Source organism: Pantoea trifolii (assembly GCF_024506435.1).
Taxonomy (GTDB): domain Bacteria; phylum Pseudomonadota; class Gammaproteobacteria; order Enterobacterales; family Enterobacteriaceae; genus Pantoea; species Pantoea trifolii.
In genome coordinates, this window is the sequence record NZ_JANIET010000001.1 from 957,728 (window position 1) to 975,845 (window position 18,118).

Here is an 18,118-nt window from a genome sequence, read left to right on the forward strand (position 1 = left end):
TACTATATTGAGGTCTCGATTGATACTGGATTAGTGGCAAACGTGAAAATCATTCATGTCGATATGGACTGCTTTTACGCAGCAGTGGAAATGCGCGATGATCCGTCATTGCGCGATATCCCCATTGCGATTGGCGGCAGCCGTGAACGGCGTGGCGTGATCAGCACCGCGAACTATCCAGCACGTAAATATGGCGTGCGTAGCGCGATGCCAACCGGCATGGCGTTGAAACTTTGTCCGCATCTGCGGCTGCTGCCTGGCCGCTTTGATGCGTATAAAGAAGCCTCGCACCAAATCCGCGACATCTTTTCGCGTTACACTTCGTTGATTGAACCGCTTTCACTCGATGAAGCTTATCTGGATGTGACAGATAGCCTGCACTGCCAGGGTTCGGCCACATTAATGGCGCAGGCAATTCGTGCCGATATTCTGCGTGAAACCGGGTTAACCGCTTCCGCCGGGATCGCGCCGATCAAGTTCCTCGCCAAGATCGCTTCCGATCTCAACAAACCCAACGGGCAATTTGTGATTACACCTGATGCAATGTCCGATTTTTTACTGACGCTGCCGCTAAGCAAAATTCCTGGCGTGGGTAAAGTGGCGACCAAAAAGTTGGAAGAGATGGGATTGCGCACCTGCGCCGATGTGCAACGTGCCGATCTGGCTTTGCTGCTTAAACGTTTTGGCAAGTTTGGCCGTATCTTGTGGGAGCGCAGCAATGGCGTGGATGAGCGCAATGTGGTGGTCGAGCGCGAACGCAAATCGCTCGGCGTTGAGCGCACACTGATGGAAGATATTCACAGCTGGGAACAGTGTCTGGAGATTATTGATTTTCTCTATGCCGAGCTGGATCGTCGCTTAACCGCCATCAAGCCGGATAAGCAGATCGCCCGGCAAGGGGTGAAACTCAAATTCAATGATTTCCAGCAAACCACGCAGGAGCACGTCTGGCCGGTGCTTAATAAGGACGACATGATCGCGGTTGCGCGCCAGGCATGGGATGAACGCCGAGCTGGGCGCGGCGTACGACTGGTGGGATTGCATGTCACGATGGTGGATCCGCAACTGGAACGGCAGTTGGTATTGGGGTTGTGAGATTGTGCGCGCCTGAAAGCAAAACGCGCCGATGGGTTCCCTCTCCCACTTGTGGGAGAGGGTTAGGGTGAGGGAAAACTACTTCTTACCGTACTTCGCTTCCAGCGTCGCAAACCACGGCGCAATGAAATCGCTGTTCTCGCCCCAGCCTGGAATGATCTTATTCAGCGACGCCACATTGACCGCGCCTTGCTGGCTGTTCAGCTGCTGCTGGGAAATTGATGACGCTTTAAACTCGTAAGTCGCCGGTGTGGTTTCGCCTGCAATCTTGTTCGCTACCAAACGCATATTCACCGCGCCAATGGTTTTTGGATCCACCGCCACGGTTTGCACCCAAGGACTGTTTTTCTCGTGCATCAACTGCAGATCCTGATTGGATACGTCGATGCTATACAGTTTGATCTCGGTACGGCCATTCTCCTGCAGGGCTTTATATGCGCCCTGGCTAAAGGCATCCCATGCCCCCCAAATTGCATCAATCTTACCTTTCGGGTATTTCGCCAGAATTGCGCCAATCTTATTGGCGGTGTCGCCTTGCACGTCAGAGGAAACGGCACCAATGGTTTCCAATTGATGGATGCCTGGATTCTCCTTGAGCACTTTTTCATACACTACCTGACGACGCTCCATCGGTGGGAAACCTGCCACCCACAGCTTGACGATATTGGCTTTGCCGTTGAAATCTTTAACGATCTGTCCCAGCGATTCCTGAGCCAAAGAAGCATCATCCTGCGCCGTCACGGTGACGCCTTCTACCGGTGTATTAACCGGCGTATCAAACACCGACAGCTTGATGCCCGCAGCGGCGATACGCTGCACCAGCGCAGTCGAATAGGGATCTTTACCGTGCGACAGAATAATGCCGTCATATTTCTGGCTAATCGCCTGGTTAACGAAATCCTGGAAACGCGCATCGTCGCCATTGCTGAGGAAAGTGCTGACCTTAAAGCCCAGCTGGCGGCCTTGCTGAATCGCACCGGCAACAAACTGCGTGGTGTTATCGTCGGAGCCCAGGTTGCGAATGATGGCGATACGTACCGGGCCTTGATGGTTAGCGATAACCGCAGGCACAGTGGCATCGGCGAAGGCGGCGCTGGCGTTGAGCAGGCTAACCGCCAGCAGCGAACGGGTAATTTTTTTCATTATGATCTCTTTCTGATTAAACGCGCCTTAACGGCGCTGGATGTAAGTCATCGCCAGCGCCAGCGCCAGTACCAGACCTTTAATAATGTCCATCGCGTAATAGGGCACCGACAACATCACCAGCCCGTTCTGCAACACACCAAGAATGATGGCGCCCACCAAGGTACCCAGCGCATTGGGTTTACCCGAACCGGCCAGCGAGAAGCCGATCCACGCCGCGGCTACGGCATCCATCAGATAACCGCCGCCGGCATTCACCTGCGAAGAGCCGATACGTGACGCCAGCAGAATACCGCCCAGACCAGCCAGCAGCGAGGCCAGCACATACGCCAATACGCGATAGCGCGTGGTGCGAATGCCGGAGAGACGCGCCGCTTCAGGATTGCCGCCCAGCGCATACATACGACGGCCGTGCTTGGTCAGCGACAACGCCAGCTGCGCCACAATGGTGACCACCAGCATGATAATGACGATGGTCGGCACCTGGCCGAGCAGGCCAAAGGTTGCAGGAATGGTGCCTTCGGCCATGTCGCCGCTCGGCAGCACCATATTCTCGGTAATGGAGCCGCCAAAGCTGTAGGTCATCGCCACGCCCTGAATCACAAACAGCGTGGCGAGGGTGGCGAGCATGTCGGGAATGCGCAGCACCACAATCAGGAAGCTGTTGAACAAGCCAACCAGGGTGCACAGCAACAATGTGATGATAATGGCTTCAGTGGTGCCAAAGCCGTGCCAGACGAACAGCGAAATCACCAGCGCGTTGGCCAGCGAGGCGGTGGATCCCACCGACAAATCAAAGCCGCCCACTGTCAGCGAAATCGACACGCCAATCGCAATCACCGTGACGATGGCGATGGAACGCAGGATGTTGATGATGTTGGTCGGCTCGAGGAAGCTGTCCGAAGCGAGACCAAATGCGGCAATCAGAATCACCACCGTCAGCAACATGCCCCACTTATAAAGGAAATCAAACAGCTGATGGCGCAGAGAAGGCTGCGGGTTTAGGGATAGTTCTTTGCTGCTCACGCAGGTGTTCCTCCGGTGGAATAAAGCAAAAGTGCCTCTTCTGTGGCTGTTGTGCCCTCCATCTCTGCCACAATGCGCCCATCCCAGAGCACACAAATGCGGTCGCATAGACCGACCAATTCAGAAAACTCGCCCGAAGCATAAATGATGCCTTTGCCTTCGCGCGCTAAGCCATCGATCAGCGTGAACAGATCGGTTTTGGCTTTGATATCGACGCCTTTCGTCGGCTCATCAAAAATCAGCACATCGGCGTTGTTGCGCAGCCATTTGCCAATCGCCACTTTCTGCTGGTTGCCACCCGACAGGCGACGCAGAATTTGCCCCGGTCCGGTGGTGCGTACATTCAGGTGCTGAATTACCTTTTCCGCCCAACGCCACGCCTGACGATGACCAAACAGGCTCCAGCGCGAGAAGCTATTATCTGCGCTGATGCTCAGGTTCATGCTCACCGGTTCATCGATGAAAATGCCCTCTTTGCGTCGCTCTTCCGGCACCAGCGCCATGCGGTTTTCTACTGAATCATGCGGTGAACGCGGTCGCCACGGCTTGCCGTGCAGTTCACCCTGCGTCACGCGGCTTTTGCTGGCACCAAACAGCGCTTTGCACAGCTCGGTTTTACCTGCGCCCGCCAGACCAGCAATGCCAAGGATTTCGCCTTTATGCAGACGCAGCGAAATATCCTGCAGTAACCGATCGTCGTGTAAGCCTTCCACCGACAGCAGCAGCGGCTGCGGCGTACGGGCGCGACGCGGCGGAAAGACATCGTCGAGCCGATGTCCCAGCATTTTCTCCACGATCTGCTCGCCGCTCAGCGCCGCCATCGGGCTGCTTTCGATCAGACGACCATCGCGTAGCACCGTTAAGCGGTCACAAATCGCTTTCAGTTCGTGAATGCGGTGCGAGATGAACACCACGCCAATGCCGCTGGATTGCAAGCGGCGCACCACGGTAAACAGGCGCTCGCTCTCATGCTGGTCGAGTGGCGCGGTGGGTTCATCCAGGATCAGGAAGCGGCAGTGATGGGAGAGGGCGCGCGCCAGCAGGATTTGCTGTTTCTCCGCCAGCGAGCAACGCTCCACTAAACGATTAACGTCAATGTTCACTTCCAACTGCGCCAGTAACGTACGCGCCTGGCGGCGAATCTCGCGCCAGTTATAGGCGTGACCTGGCTCCGCTAAACGATCGAGCAGAATGTTTTCTGCCACGCTGAGCTGTGGCACCAGCGCCACATCCACTTCCTGCTGCACCAGATGAATGCCGAGCTTTTTGGCATCGCGCGGTGAACGAATATTTACCGGCACATTATCCAGGAGAATCTCACCGCTGTAATGATCGTGTGCGCCAGCCAGCACCGCCATCAGCGTGGATTTTCCGGCGCCGTTAGCGCCGGTTAACGCGTGCACCGAGCCGCCTTCGGTCAGAAAATCCACCTGCGCTAACGCGGCGAAACCGCCAAAGGCGATGGAGATATTACGCATCTCCAGGCGGTTGATCGCACTCATTGAGCCGGGCCTTTAATTAATTGAGTTGGGGGCATTTTTTCCTGAACCATCACGCTGGGCAACGAACGAAAGGGCATAAGCTAGCACGGAATGTTATTAGCCATCCAGACATCTGGATATACCGATAGCTAAAACTGGCGGGCGAGTCAGCGCTGGTGAAATGCGCGGGTGGTAAGACAACTCTTAGAGGATTGTGCTGGCGATTGGCATGGCATTAAAAAGGCGGTCACCCTAAATGGCGACCCTACGACAGTTTTGTAGGGGCGCCATTTAGGGTGACCAAACAATCTTGACCCGCAGGCATAAAAAAACCAGGCCGCAGCCTGGTTGTCATCATCGCGTAAACTTTACGCTTTTTCTGGCACCACGCTGAGCAGCGCGGTCAGCAGTTTCCAGTACAGACCCACGCTTTCGATGTGAACCTGTTCATCCGGCGAATGCGGGCCGGTGATGGTTGGGCCAATCGAAACCATATCCATGTTCGGATACGGCTTCTTGAACAGACCGCACTCCAGACCGGCGTGAATCACCTGAATGTTGGGCGTTTTGCCAAACAGCGCTTCGTAGGTTTTACGCGTCAGCGCCATTACCGGTGAATCGGCATCAGGCTGCCAGCCCGGATAACCGCCTTTAGGTGCGCTTTTCGCCCCGGCCAGATCGGCCAGCGAGGTCAGCACTTCAACCACCCAATCTTTGCCGGTATCGATCAGTGAACGAATCAGGCAGATGATTTCGGCATTGCTCTGATCCATAGTCACCACGCCAACGTTGAGCGAGGTTTCCACCACGCCTTTCGCTACGTCGGAGTTACGGATTACGCCGTTTGGTGTGGCGTTGAGCAGGTTGAGGAAACGATCGCGGCTGTCAGCGTTCAGCGCCTGGCCTTGATGCGCCAGCGACTCAGCGACGACGGCGATGTTCTTCTCTTTCACGCCCAGTTCGTTCAGCAGCGTTGCCTGGAAATGGGCCGCAGCCGATTTCAGTTCGTCAACTTTATGGCTGTCGATCGCCAGCGTAGCGAAAGCTTCACGCGGGATGGCGTTACGCAGCGTACCGCCGGTGAATTCGATCAGACGCACATCGAGTTCACGCGCGTGCAGCGCCAGGAAGCGTGCCAGCAGTTTGTTGGCGTTGCCGAGACCATGATGAATGTCGGCACCGGAGTGACCGCCTTTCAGGCCTTTCAGCGTCAGCTTCAGGGTTTCATAGCCCGCAGGAATCGCTTCACGCGTCAGCGGCAAGGTGGTGATGAAGTCGATACCACCGGCGCAACCCATGTAGATCTCACCTTCCTCTTCCGAATCGGTGTTGATCAGAATGTCGGCCTGCAGCCAGTTCGGCTGTAAACCAAAGGCGCCATCCATACCCGATTCTTCGGTCATGGTCAGCAGCACTTCAATCGGGCCGTGGATCAGGCTGTTATCAGCCAGCACCGCCAGCGCAGACGCCATACCAATGCCGTTATCCGCGCCCAGCGTGGTGCCGCGCGCTTTCACCCATTCGCCATCAACGTACGGCTGAATCGGATCTTTGGTGAAGTCGTGCACCGTGTCATTGTTCTTCTGCGGCACCATATCAAGGTGCGCCTGCAGCGCCACCGGCGTGCGTTTTTCCATACCGGCGGTCGCGGGTTTACGAATCAGGATGTTGCCAACCTGATCGCGCTCAACCCAAAAACCTTGCTCTTTTGCCCAGCCGACAACGTATTCGGCCAGTGCTTCTTCGTGGTAAGAAGGGTGCGGAATGGAACAGATTTTGGCAAAAATATCCCACAGCGGTTGGGGTGAAAGTTGCGACAATTCAGACACCATGCATCTCCTGTGTCAGCGTGGCGGACAGACCGCACGCACGCGGGTTTCCAGTAAAAATCGTCGTCAGAGCATCTGACGTGATGGGCCTGAGAATATCACTGTTTCTCGCCGGGTGCGTAATCAGGCGCGCTAAAAACCTGCAACCAGTAAGACAGATGCTGGTTTTTGAGGCGTCAGATCCTTATAATCTCGCGCAACCTTTTCCCCCTTGCATATTTTTTAAGCCAAGTTTCTTGGCCGGGATTCCTTTATATGAGCGAAAAATACGTCGTAACCTGGGACATGTTGCAAATCCATGCCCGTAAACTGGCCCAGCGCCTGCTTCCTGTGGAACAGTGGAAAGGTATCATCGCGGTAAGCCGTGGTGGTCTGGTTCCGGCATCGCTGCTGGCGCGTGAACTCGGTATTCGCTATGTCGATACCGTGTGCATCTCCAGCTACGATCACGATCATCAGCGCGAAATGAAAGTGCTGAAGCGTGCTGAAGGCGACGGTGAAGGCTTCATCGTCATTGACGACCTGGTGGATACCGGCGGCACCGCGCAGGCGATTCGCGATATGTATCCAAAAGCGCGTTTCTGCACCATCTTCGCCAAGCCAGCTGGCCGCGCGCTGGTGGACGACTACATTGTCGATATCCCGCAGAACACCTGGATCGAGCAGCCGTGGGACATGGGCGTGGTCTACATCCCGCCAATCGTCAAAGGCGCCTGATTGATGCATCGCAAACAACGCCCGGTTATGCCGGGCGTTGTGCTTTCTGCGCCTCGCGCGCGTATCACGGGTGCAGTACACTCTTAGCCATCGCCACGTTGTTGGCAGGAGAATAGCTGAGATGTCTGATAAAAACCTGAGCGAAGAACTGTTCAAACCGCGTTTTAAACACCCGGAAACCTCCTCATTAGTGCACCGCCAGCATCACGCCGCCGTGCAGGTGCACAACGCCCTCGAAGGCGATACGCAGCGCGGCTGGTATCGCATGCTGAACAAGTTGCTGTGGACGTGGCGCGGGTTGTCGCCGCAGGAGATCAGCGAAGTGCTGGCGCGTATTGCGGTGAGCGAGTTTGAGCGCACCCATGAAGCCCTGCTTGATACTGTGATTGGTTATCGCGGTGGCAACTGGAATTACGAGTGGTCGAAGCAGGCAGCCATCTGGCAGCAGCGCGCGTTAGAAAGTGAGAACCATGACGACGCCGGTCAGCATTGGTTGCACGCCGCCAATCTGTTCAGCCTCGCGGCTTATCCTTATATTAAAGGCGATGAGCTGGCGGATCAGGCGCAGGTGCTGGCCAATCGCGCCTACGAAGAGGCCACGCAGCGTCTGCCGGGCGAACTGAAATCCCTGACCTTCCCCATGAGCGGCGGGAGTCCGGTAACCGGCTTCCTGCACATGCCAGCGCAGGCCGAAGCGCCATATCCCACGGTGCTGCTGTGCGGTGGGCTTGATTCGCTGCAAAGCGATCACTATCGCCTGTTCCATGACTATCTCGCGCCGCGCGGTATCGCCATGCTGACGCTGGATATGCCGTCGGTAGGCTTCAGCAGCAAATGGATGCTCAATCAGGACACCAGCCAGGTGCATCAGCAGGTGCTGCGTGAACTGAGCAATGTGCCGTGGATCGATCACACCCGCGTGGCGCTGCTGGGCTACCGTTTCGGTGCCAACGTGGCGACGCGTCTGGCTTATCTGGAAGTGCCGCGAGTCCGCGCGGTAGCGACGCTGGGGGCGATGGTGCACAGCGTGTTTGTCGATGCGCAGCAACAGCAGCAGCTGCCGGATATGTATATGGATATGCTGGCGAGCCGCCTCGGTATGTCGTCAACTTCGGACAGCAATCTGCGCATTGAGCTCAATCGCTACTCTCTGAAGGTGCAAGGTTTGCTCGGCCGCCGCACGCCAACGCCGATGCTGGCAGCTTATTGGCCGGATGATATTTTCGGTCCGGAAGCGGACGCGCAGTTGATCGCCAACTCCTCCTCGCAGGGCAAGACGCTGGCGATTCCGGCCAAGCCGGTTTTTGCCAGTTTTGACAAAGCGCTAAATCAAATTTGTGACTGGCTGGCAAAACAGTTGAAAAGCTAGCTGGCGAAATCCCTGAACTCTGCTACTACTTATATCCGGGATTTTCCATTTTTTAATTTAATGGAAAGCTGGAAGTGCAATTTAAAGGGTTAAGGGAAAAGAGATGACATTACCGAGTGGTCACCCCCGTAGTCGCCTGCTTAAGCGCTTCACCGAATTGGGGCCGTATATCCGTGAAGGCAAATGCGAAGAGACACGCTTCTTCTTCGATTGCCTGGCAGCGTGTGTCAATGTTAAGCCTGCACCAGAGCTACGTGAGTTTTGGGGCTGGTGGATGACGCTGGAAGCCTATGAAGATCACTTTACTTACGAATATCATTTTGGCCTGTTTGATAAAGCGGGTGATTGGGGCACGGCAACCATCAAAGGCAAAGAGAACAATGCCAAAGTGGAAAGCACGCTGCGTAATTTCCATGAGCGCTTGAAGGCGATGCTGCTGGAACAGAAACTCGATCTGCGTCCGGCGGAAGGCTTTAAAGAAGAGCCGGTGAAATTGAGCGCCTAATCAGTATTTAAGGGTTTAAACAGGAAAGAGCCGGTGATGAGCCGGCTCTTTTTTTATAGACACAGCGAGGGTACAGCTTACAGCTTAGAACTGATACGTCAGGCCAACCGCCACAACGTCATCGTTGTTCAGGTTCAGCTTGTTGTTGTCATCCAGCTGGTTGATTTTGTAATCCACGAAGGTCGACATGTTTTTGTTGAAGTAGTAAGTCATGCCCACGTCGATGTATTTAACCAGATCCTCGTCACCGATCCCTTCGATGTCTTTGCCTTTGGTCTGGATATAGCCGAGGGACGGACGCAGGCCGAAGTCGAACTGATACTGCGCGACCACTTCGAAGTTCTGCGCTTTGTTAGCAAAACCACGCGTGCCGATTGGCGTCATGTTGCGGGTTTCGGTGTAGATAGAAGCCAGGTAGATGCTGTTAGCATCGTATTTGATACCCGCGCCCCATGATTCCGCTTTATCACCGCTACCCAGCGCTTGCAGCTGCTGCTGGTTAGTACGGTCAGAAGAGGTGATGGCAGACATAAGGCTGATGCCGGTGTCAGCGATGGTGTAACCCAGTGACGCACCGTAACCGTCGCCGTTCTGGCGCGAAGTATCGGTGATGCTGCCACGGGCGTTGGCGCTGGTGGAGTCGTTTTTGCCCTGATATTGCAGCGCGAAGCGCAGGCCATCAACCAGACCAAAGAAGTTGCTGTTGCGGTAAGTGGCCACGCCAGTTGCACGCGCAGTCATGAAGTTATCGGTACGCGCCGTGCCGTCACCGCCGAACTCTGGGAATACGTCAGTCCAGGCTTCTACGTCGTAAAGTACGCCGTAGTTACGACCGTAGTCGAATGAACCGTATTGACCGAATTTCAGACCGGCAAAGCCCAGACGGGTTTTGTTGCCAGCGTTGGCGTCTGAACCTTCAGAGTTGTTCACGTTGTACTGATATTCCCACTGACCGTAACCGGTCATCAGGTCATTAATCTGCGTCTGGCCTTTGAAACCGATACGCACGTAAGATTTGTCGCCGTCGCTTGACGCGTTATCGCTGAAGTAGTGTTCAGCTTTAACACGGCCGTAGAAGTCCAGTTTATTACCGTCTTTGTTATACACTTCTGCGGCGTTTGCGGTGGAAGCCAGTGCCAGCGCTGATACAACTAATGCCAGTGTGCTCTTCTTCATTTTGCTATCAATCCCAATGAGTAAAATTTGTTGTACCCGTGAAAGGTTTTGTAAAACACGGAACTTTTTACCGGGTGGTGATGAACGTTTTATGACAGTTTTTCGGATTTCTTGTTAATCGCGAACTTTTGGTCTACCGCATTGTCAGGGGATTTTTGTGCTTTTCCCCTTGCTGTTGTTGGCTTCCTTGCTCACTCCTGATAAAACGTCCCTTCGCAGATTTTTTTCTTACATGGCAGGAAAAACATGAGTGGCAGTCAGACCCTTGTGGTCAAGTTGGGAACTAGTGTCCTCACCGGCGGTTCGCGTCGGTTGAATCGGGCGCACATGGTGGAGTTGGTTCGTCAGTGTGCGCAGTTGCACGCGGCAGGCCATCGCATTGTTATCGTCACCTCTGGCGCAATCGCTGCCGGACGCGAACACCTTGGTTACCCCGAACTGCCACCTACCATCGCCTCAAAGCAGCTGCTGGCTGCGGTGGGGCAGAGCCGTTTGATCCAGCTGTGGGAACAACTGTTCTCGATTTACGGCATTCACATCGGGCAGATGCTGCTGACGCGCGCCGATATGGAGGACCGTGAACGTTTTCTCTACGCGCGTGACATGCTGCGTGCGCTGCTCGACAACCACATCGTGCCGGTGATTAACGAGAACGATGCGGTGGCGACTGCCGAAATTAAAGTGGGCGACAATGACAATCTGTCGGCGCTGGCGGCTATGCTCGGTGGCGCAGATAAACTGCTGCTGCTGACCGATCAGCAAGGGCTGTTCACCGCCGATCCGCGTACCAATCCGGAAGCGGAGTTGATCAGCGACGTGCAACAGATTGACGATGCGTTACGCACCCTCGCGGGCGGCAGCGTATCCGGCTTGGGAACCGGCGGCATGGCAACCAAACTGCAGGCGGCGGACGTCGCTTGCCGCGCCGGCATTGATGTGATCATCGCCGCCGGCAGCCGTCCGGACGTGATCAGCGATGTGCTGCATGGCAAACCGGTCGGCACGCGTTTCCACGCGCAGCAGTCGCCGCTGGAGAACCGTAAGCGCTGGATCTTCGGCGCACCGCCGGCAGGCGAAATCACCATTGATGATGGCGCGCTGGCCGCGATGCTGGAGCGCGGCAGTTCGCTGCTGCCAAAAGGCATCCGTGACGTGCAGGGCAATTTCTCGCGCGGTGAAGTAATCCGTATTCGCAATCTGCAAGGGCGCGATATCGCCCACGGCGTCACGCGTTATAACAGCGATGCCATGCGCATGATTGCCGGTCATCACAGCCAGGAAATCGGCGAGATCCTCGGTTACGAATATGGCCCGGTAGCGGTGCACCGCGACGACATGATCGTCAGTTAAGGAGCGGATGATGTTAGAAGAGATGGGTAAAGCGGCGCGTGCTGCGTCGTACAAACTGGCGGAACTCTCCACCGAACAAAAAAATCAGGTGCTGCTGAGCATCGCCGATCGTCTGGAAGCGGAAAGCGCGGACATTCTGTCGGCCAACGAGCAGGATCTGGCGGATGCGCGCCAAAACGGCATGAGCGAAGCGCTGCTCGATCGCCTGACGCTCAACCCGCAGCGCCTGAAAGGCATTGCCGATGACGTGCGTCAGGTGTGTCGCCTGGCGGATCCGGTTGGTCAGCTGATTGACGGCGGCCAGCTCGATAGCGGCTTGCGCATCGAACGTCGTCGCGTGCCGCTCGGCGTGGTTGGCGTGATTTACGAAGCGCGCCCCAACGTGACTGTTGATGTGGCATCGCTGTGCCTGAAAACCGGTAACGCGGCGATTCTGCGCGGCGGCAAAGAGACTTATCGCACCAACGCCGCCACGGTGCGCGTGATCCAGAATGCGCTGACCCAGCACGGTTTACCGGCGGGGGCGGTGCAGGCGATTGAAAACCCGGATCGCGAGCTGGTGAATCAGCTGCTGAAGCTCGATCGCTACGTCGATATGCTGATCCCCCGCGGCGGCGCGGGTTTGCACAAGCTGTGCCGTGAAAACTCCACCATTCCGGTGATCACCGGCGGCATCGGCGTGTGCCATCTCTATCTTGATGAAACCATGGAGACTGAGGCCGCGCTGGAAGTGATCGTTAATGCCAAGAAGCAGCGTCCAAGCGCCTGCAATTCGCTGGAAACGCTGCTGATCCATCGCGGTCAGGCGGACAACTTCATTCCGGCTTTCCTGCAACGTATGGCGCAAGAGAAGATTGCGCTGCACGCCGACGAAAATGTGCTGGCGCTGCTGCAAAACGGTGCTGTCGAGGTGGTGGCGGTGCAAGCAGAAAATTATGATGACGAATGGTTGTCCAACGATCTGAACGTTAAGCTGGTGGCGGATATCGATGAAGCCATCGCGCATATACGTGAACACGGCACGCAGCACTCTGATGGCATTCTGACGCGCAGCATTGGCAACGCCAATCGCTTCGTCAACCAGGTTGACTCATCGGCGGTATACGTTAACGCCAGCACGCGCTTCACCGACGGCGGCCAGTTTGGTCTGGGTGCCGAAGTGGCGGTGAGCACGCAGAAGCTGCACGCGCGCGGTCCAATGGGACTTGAAGCGTTGACCACCTACAAATGGATAGGTTGGGGCGACGATACGCTGCGTCGTTAATGTTCGCCTCTGCATGACAATGGGCACCGAAAACGGTGCCCATTTTTTTTGCTTTCGATCCACTCATTCCAAGAGCTTTTTGATTTATTTCTGTCATCTATGGCGGGCTCGCGGCTTTTCACCCATTTTTTCCTTTAGATGCTGGTCTTATAGTTACAGAACAATCCTGAAAACTCCTGACAGAACAAGCGATATAGCACTGAACACTGGTTTCGGCCTAAGCGAAAGCGATAATGATTGTCCAGCTTCATTGATAAAAGCGGTTGGGTAGTAAACTGCCGGTAATATAAAATGAACTGGTAGCAAAAATGAAAATAACATTCAGTCTTTTACTGAAGGCAGATTATTAACTGATGGTTAAAAAAGAGAGTACGAGACAAGCATTCACTGCCAGGCTGATTGCCGCATGCGAAAGCGCGGGAATTGTCGGACATGGACGAAACAAACAGGTTGCGCTTGCGCTGCAAGAAAGGGGATGCAAGATCTCAACGCCGGGGGTGTGGAAATGGTTTAACGGACAATCGATACCTGATGATAATAATTTACTGGCGCTTAGCCAGTTACTCGACGTGCGCGTTGAGTGGCTGCAATTTGGCATGGAAAAACCGGCCGCGTTGCTGACGCAGCGCAGTTTAGTCGATCCACAGCAGCTGTTTCGCGTTGAGAGTTTGGATATCGGCCAGCACGGCGTGCGCAGTAGTTCTACGCGCGATGAACTGGTGGAGACCATTCAAGCCATTGAATATGGGTTGGAAGAGGCGCGGGTGCTGTTTAACGGCCGCCCGGCCGAGAATATTCGCCTCATCGCACTCAACAGCGATTCGATGGCCGGCACCTTCGCGCCGCGCGATCAGCTGTTTGTCGATATCAGCGTGCATCGCTTCGACGGCGATGGCATTTATCTGTTCACGCTTGACGATCAGCTCTATCTCAAACGCCTGCAACTTCAGCACAAAAAGGTCGCGGTAATCTCCGATAATAAGCGCTATGAAACCTGGTATCTCACGCTGGAAGAAGCCAGGACGCTGCAAGTGGTGGCGCGGGTGATCATGAGCCAGGCGCGGGATTATCAAATACTGGGCTGATCACAAAACGCCAGATTGCGACAAAAAAATATTTTGGCTGAAATCATAAATTTAACTGCTGGTAAATAAAAAATTAACCATTGGTGTTTGCCAATGCATTAGAACCTGTTAATAATTTGAGCATGGATGGACAACATATCTGCTCACGGATGAGCCCGCTCTTAAACAATTGAGGCGCTGCACAAGCGCGATACATACCATCCAAAGTTAGTGAACTTTGGGATGGGGTGGATACGCACTTTGCAGCGTTGTCAGTTGCCCTCTGTTTTTCACTCTCCTCTACTTCACCCTGGCCGCGAATGCAGCCGGGCGAGTTGACGTCGAGTATTTTCCGGAGGAACAGCGAACGCGTCGGCATCAGCCGCATCGCCATGCCTGCCACCCCATCGCCTAAGACTCATTAACAGGAGGAGTTATGGCGATTATCCAATATGGGAAGTCAGTATTTACCGGCAATGCACGCACACGCCGCCATCGGCGACGTCAATCCCTCAGCCGCCTTAAGCGCAGCATCGATAGCGCACTCGGCATCGAATACGAAAATGTCACCCTACGTACTGCTGAACGCATCTGCCAGCGCCAGACGCTGTCGCGCGTGGATTGCGCCGTGTTAGCGCCTGCCCGCGTTCAGCAGGCGCAAGCGAGCGTCGATAACTGCTGTTTGCCCCACGTTTACTTGTACGCCGTGCGCTAAACCTGCATCACTTTCCCCAGTTTTAAACGGAACGTTCCATTGTTGCTCACTGTTTAACCATTCTTGAGCGTTTCGCTTACCAAACAACGCGCTCAATGCTGTAAACGATCAGCGGAATTTATGTTTTTTTGCTGTTTTGCGCAGCCATTTTCGGACTGTTGCGCCCGTCAAAGAGGAATTTCTATGAGCCAGATTATTGCCATCCTGAATTTCGAAGAGGGTTACCGCGAAGCGCCTTATCTCGACACACTGGGTTTTCCCACGGTCGCGGGCGGCATTCGCATCGGCCCAAAAGGTGCCTCGCTCAGCAACTACATCTTCCAGGTGCCGCGTCCGGTGGGCGATGTGTGGAAGCAGTGCATTGTTGAGGGCAAGGTGCAGCAGATGCATCAACGTGCGCTGGTGCAGCAGGCACTGGCCAAATGCAATGAAGCGCGCTGCGATGTGCTGATCAGCATGGGCTATCAGCTGGGTATTGATGGATTGGCGATGTTTCGCAGCATGCTCACCGCGATTACTCAGGGCGACTTCAATAGTGCGGCGAACGCGATGCTCGATAGCCTGTGGGCGCGTCAAACCTCGGGCCGCGCACGGCGCCATGCCGAAGTGATGCGCAGTGGCACCTATGACATCTATCGGGGACTGCTATGAATCTGAAATTGCTGATTTTTATTATTGCGGTGCTGCTGGTGATTATTGTGGTGCTGATCATGCAGCGTTTCACCACGCTGGAGTTCGTCAAACATGCGCGGCTGTTATTCAAAACCTGGTCGGTGTGGCTGGCGTCGCTCGGTTCGATGCTTAGCGCATGGGTGCAATCGTTTCCCAGCGCTGCGCTTGATGCCTGGAACAGCATGCCGCCCGATGTGAAAGAGATTCTGCCGCACAACTATTTGGGGCTGATTGGGGCCTTTATGGTGGCGATGGGCGTTATTGCTCAGTTCGTCCGCCAGAAAGGCCTTAACCAGCAGAAAATCGCCATGGAGGAAAAAGCATGACAATTCTCACCACATTGCTCGGCGGCAGCTGGCATTGGCTGGCCGCGCTGGCGGGCGTGATTGCCGCGCTGGTCGCCAGCTACTTCGGTGGCAAGAAAATCGGCAAGGTACAGCAAGCATCCAAATCCGCCGTCGAGCGCGCCGATAAAGCTGCGGCGCAAGCGGTAGCGGTTAACCAGCAGCAGCAACAGCTGCGCGAGGAGGCCAAACGTGTGGAAGCCAGCAACCTTAATCTTGATGACGCTGCTGCTCGCGACAAGTTGCAGCAGTCGAAATACCACCAGCCCTGAAGCTCCCGCCGTCATCGACTCAGCCTGCACCCTTTTTTCCCCGATTTACACCCACGGCAATGACGCCGAGCGCATGGACGTTCGCACCGTGCGCGCCATCAACAATCACAACGATCTTTGGGATCAGCACTGCGGCCAACCGGCTCACTAACGCTGCTCACTTGCATTTGCATTACCTACCCGAAAAGCCGAGGAGGCTATAATGATCGAAGTTAACTCTTACGCAGAACTGCGCACCACTGTTCCGGCCAAAAACGGCGATCTGGCATTCTTACGTCGTTACAACGCGGACTCCACCTTCCACGGTGGCGGTGATTTTACCGGTTTTATCGGCACCACAACGGCGGTGGAAGATGGCGGTACGCTGGTGATCGGTAACGGTTTTTACTGGAAACGCGTGATTAACGATCCGTCGGAGATCAACGTGTATCACTTCGGTGCCAAAGGCGATGGTTACGCCAACGATACCGACGCCTTTAACCGCATGCTGGCGTGGACGCAAAGCTATTCGGGCAATATCACCGCGTTGCCGGTGCGTTTCCCTGGCGGTAAATTCCTGATCAGCCCGATCGACATCAGCGGCACCGAGCGCGCCTTCTTTGGTTTGCAAGGCGATGATGTGGAGCTGGGTTCGTTGCCGCGTACCACCATTATTTCCGACAAAAGTGCCAACACGGTGTTCAAGGTGAAGGCGCGTCGTACCTCCATCCGAGGTATTGCGTGGAACGGCCAGGCATCGGCCGATATCACCACCAACAAAAGCACCATCACCTCCGATATGTGCAGCAACGTGCAGCCGTTCTTCGAAAACACCTGCATCGAAGGCACCACCGTCAATATCTACTGTTTCCGCGCGCAGAATAACGGCGGTACGGTGATTAAAGTACTGGATACCCTCGACAGTAAATTCGACCAGATTTACACCCTGTATACCTATGCGCGCGTGTTTGATGTTGGCTGGTCAAACTCGCCTAAAGGCGCGTGGGATCACTCCACGGCGATTGAACTGTGTAACTGTAACTTCCAGACCGGTTACGGCGACGCCACGCTCTACATGCCGCGCGTGACGCAGGGGATTATTCGCAACGTGTGGATCGAACACACGCGTAATCCGGGCGATCTCTCTGACGGCGGCTGGACGGTGGATACGCTGAACATTGAGGATTGCGGCACGCCGTTGAACCTCAACAATGCGCGCGTGGTGATCCGCCAGCTCAACCTGCAATCCGGCGCGAAACTCAGCCTGGATGCCGCCGCCGGACGTTGGTTGTCCACCTTTGAATATGGCTATCGTCGCGACGAAAACTACGGCACCTTCATGACCGGATCGCTGCGCGCCGGCTATTACAGCGGCTACAAAATTACCAATAACACCGATACCGATAATTGGTACCGCGTCGGGCAGCTGTTCTTCCCGAACGCCAACCAGCAGTGGGTGATGGAGTTTATTGGTAAAGCGGATGCCACCCAGCCCACCGGCACAGCGGGTTCGCCGGTCAACGTGGCGGCGACCGGCAAAACCTGGGTCAATCTGCAGCGCCTGGAAACAGTGTGGGCCGATGCCTATCACATGGGGCAACCTGCGGTGCTGGATATTCGTTACAGCCGTGTCGGCACCACCTATGCGGCGGTGTGGGTAAAACTGCGCGCCAACAGTGGCGATACCATGCTGAACCTGAAATGTACCGGTCCAACGCGTTTCGATACCGGTTCCTGCTCGCTGTTCCAGCAGGACTTCTCGGTGGTGACCGATACCACCAAGCTGGGTGGATTCAAGCCGGCGGCGCGTTTTGGTTTGCATAATGGATTGGCGGGAATTGGGGCGAATGAGAAAGGGGTGCTAACTGTCGCGACGGCAGCCGGCACACCGACCAACAAAACGGCGCCGACGGGCTTTGTGCTGGTCAACATTAACGGTGTCGATCGTAAACTTCCTTATTACGATTGAGGGCTGGCATCTTTTTGGCGAGGCTTCGGCCTCGCTTTTTTTTTTGCAAAAATTGTTTGAAAAGTGTGCGGTGATGAATAAGGTCGCCATAAATGACGACCCTACGGTTATATGGAGAGGTTTTCGTAGGGTCGCCATATATGGCGAC

General features: G+C 55.2%; 18 protein-coding genes. 12 read left to right on the forward strand and 6 right to left on the reverse strand.

The window, feature by feature from the left end; all coding sequences use genetic code 11:
- Positions 1–42: 42 nt before the first annotated feature.
- Positions 43–1,095: a DNA polymerase IV gene (gene dinB, locus NQH49_RS04325; protein ID WP_256695711.1), complete on the forward strand. Its 1,053-nt coding sequence runs from the start codon at positions 43–45 to the stop codon at positions 1,093–1,095.
- A gap of 78 nt (positions 1,096–1,173) precedes the next feature.
- On the opposite strand, the gene NQH49_RS04330 is transcribed toward dinB, so the two are convergent.
- From NQH49_RS04330 to pepD, 4 genes are all read right to left on the reverse strand, one after another.
- On the reverse strand, positions 1,174–2,238 hold the full coding sequence (locus NQH49_RS04330) for a sugar ABC transporter substrate-binding protein (RefSeq protein WP_256695712.1): 1,065 nt from the start codon (positions 2,236–2,238) through the stop codon (positions 1,174–1,176).
- Positions 2,239–2,265: 27 nt separating this feature from the next.
- Positions 2,266–3,264, reverse strand: coding sequence for an ABC transporter permease (locus NQH49_RS04335; protein ID WP_256695713.1), 999 nt, complete (start codon positions 3,262–3,264; stop codon positions 2,266–2,268).
- A complete protein-coding gene (locus tag NQH49_RS04340; protein ID WP_256695714.1) occupies positions 3,261–4,766 on the reverse strand; it encodes a sugar ABC transporter ATP-binding protein in 1,506 nt (501 codons plus the stop codon). The genes NQH49_RS04335 and NQH49_RS04340 overlap by 4 nt, the downstream gene beginning before the upstream one ends.
- Positions 4,767–5,113: 347 nt before the next feature.
- Entirely contained in the window at positions 5,114–6,574 is a 1,461-nt protein-coding gene (gene pepD / locus NQH49_RS04345) for a beta-Ala-His dipeptidase (RefSeq protein WP_061717590.1), read from the reverse strand.
- 255 nt (positions 6,575–6,829) lie between these two features.
- Here pepD and gpt point away from each other — a divergent pair, with 255 nt between their 5' ends.
- The 3 genes from gpt to crl all read left to right on the forward strand — a co-directional run bounded on the left by gpt (position 6,830) and on the right by crl (position 9,165).
- Positions 6,830–7,291, forward strand: coding sequence for a xanthine phosphoribosyltransferase (gene gpt / locus NQH49_RS04350; protein WP_008108942.1), 462 nt, complete (start codon positions 6,830–6,832; stop codon positions 7,289–7,291).
- A 121-nt stretch (positions 7,292–7,412) separates the two neighbouring features.
- On the forward strand, positions 7,413–8,660 hold the full coding sequence (gene frsA / locus NQH49_RS04355; protein ID WP_256695715.1) for an esterase FrsA: 1,248 nt from the start codon (positions 7,413–7,415) through the stop codon (positions 8,658–8,660).
- Positions 8,661–8,763: 103 nt separating this feature from the next.
- Complete coding sequence (crl, locus tag NQH49_RS04360) at positions 8,764–9,165, forward strand: sigma factor-binding protein Crl (protein ID WP_256695716.1); 402 nt, start codon at positions 8,764–8,766, stop codon at positions 9,163–9,165.
- An 84-nt stretch (positions 9,166–9,249) separates the two neighbouring features.
- Here the strand turns inward: crl and ompC are convergent, their stop codons facing one another.
- Complete coding sequence (gene ompC / locus NQH49_RS04365; RefSeq protein ID WP_008108948.1) at positions 9,250–10,341, reverse strand: porin OmpC; 1,092 nt, start codon at positions 10,339–10,341, stop codon at positions 9,250–9,252.
- A 246-nt stretch (positions 10,342–10,587) separates the two neighbouring features.
- On the opposite strand from ompC, the gene proB reads away from it, so the two are divergent.
- From proB to NQH49_RS04380, 3 genes are all read left to right on the forward strand, one after another.
- Entirely contained in the window at positions 10,588–11,691 is a 1,104-nt protein-coding gene (proB, locus tag NQH49_RS04370) for a glutamate 5-kinase (RefSeq protein WP_256695717.1), read from the forward strand.
- A gap of 10 nt (positions 11,692–11,701) precedes the next feature.
- Positions 11,702–12,955, forward strand: coding sequence for a glutamate-5-semialdehyde dehydrogenase (gene proA / locus NQH49_RS04375; protein ID WP_256698374.1), 1,254 nt, complete (start codon positions 11,702–11,704; stop codon positions 12,953–12,955).
- A 353-nt stretch (positions 12,956–13,308) separates the two neighbouring features.
- Positions 13,309–14,040, forward strand: coding sequence for a S24 family peptidase (locus NQH49_RS04380; protein ID WP_305961163.1), 732 nt, complete (start codon positions 13,309–13,311; stop codon positions 14,038–14,040).
- Positions 14,041–14,113: 73 nt separating this feature from the next.
- Here the strand turns inward: NQH49_RS04380 and NQH49_RS04385 are convergent, their stop codons facing one another.
- Entirely contained in the window at positions 14,114–14,413 is a 300-nt protein-coding gene (locus NQH49_RS04385; protein ID WP_256695719.1) for a hypothetical protein, read from the reverse strand.
- 42 nt (positions 14,414–14,455) lie between these two features.
- Here NQH49_RS04385 and NQH49_RS04390 point away from each other — a divergent pair, with 42 nt between their 5' ends.
- From NQH49_RS04390 to NQH49_RS04410, 5 genes are all read left to right on the forward strand, one after another.
- Positions 14,456–14,734, forward strand: coding sequence for a transcriptional antitermination N peptide (locus NQH49_RS04390; protein ID WP_256695720.1), 279 nt, complete (start codon positions 14,456–14,458; stop codon positions 14,732–14,734).
- Between the two features lie 183 nt (positions 14,735–14,917).
- Positions 14,918–15,385 carry a lysozyme family protein gene (locus tag NQH49_RS04395; protein WP_256695721.1) on the forward strand — a complete coding sequence of 156 codons (468 nt, stop codon included), beginning with the start codon at positions 14,918–14,920 and terminating at the stop codon, positions 15,383–15,385.
- Positions 15,382–15,732, forward strand: coding sequence for a DUF7940 domain-containing protein (locus NQH49_RS04400; RefSeq protein WP_008108960.1), 351 nt, complete (start codon positions 15,382–15,384; stop codon positions 15,730–15,732). Before NQH49_RS04395 ends, NQH49_RS04400 begins: the two co-directional genes overlap by 4 nt.
- Positions 15,729–16,022 carry a hypothetical protein gene (locus NQH49_RS04405; protein WP_256695722.1) on the forward strand — a complete coding sequence of 98 codons (294 nt, stop codon included), beginning with the start codon at positions 15,729–15,731 and terminating at the stop codon, positions 16,020–16,022. Before NQH49_RS04400 ends, NQH49_RS04405 begins: the two co-directional genes overlap by 4 nt.
- 202 nt (positions 16,023–16,224) lie before the next feature.
- A complete protein-coding gene (locus NQH49_RS04410; RefSeq protein ID WP_256695723.1) occupies positions 16,225–17,970 on the forward strand; it encodes a putative phage tail protein in 1,746 nt (581 codons plus the stop codon).
- Positions 17,971–18,118: the final 148 nt, after the last annotated feature.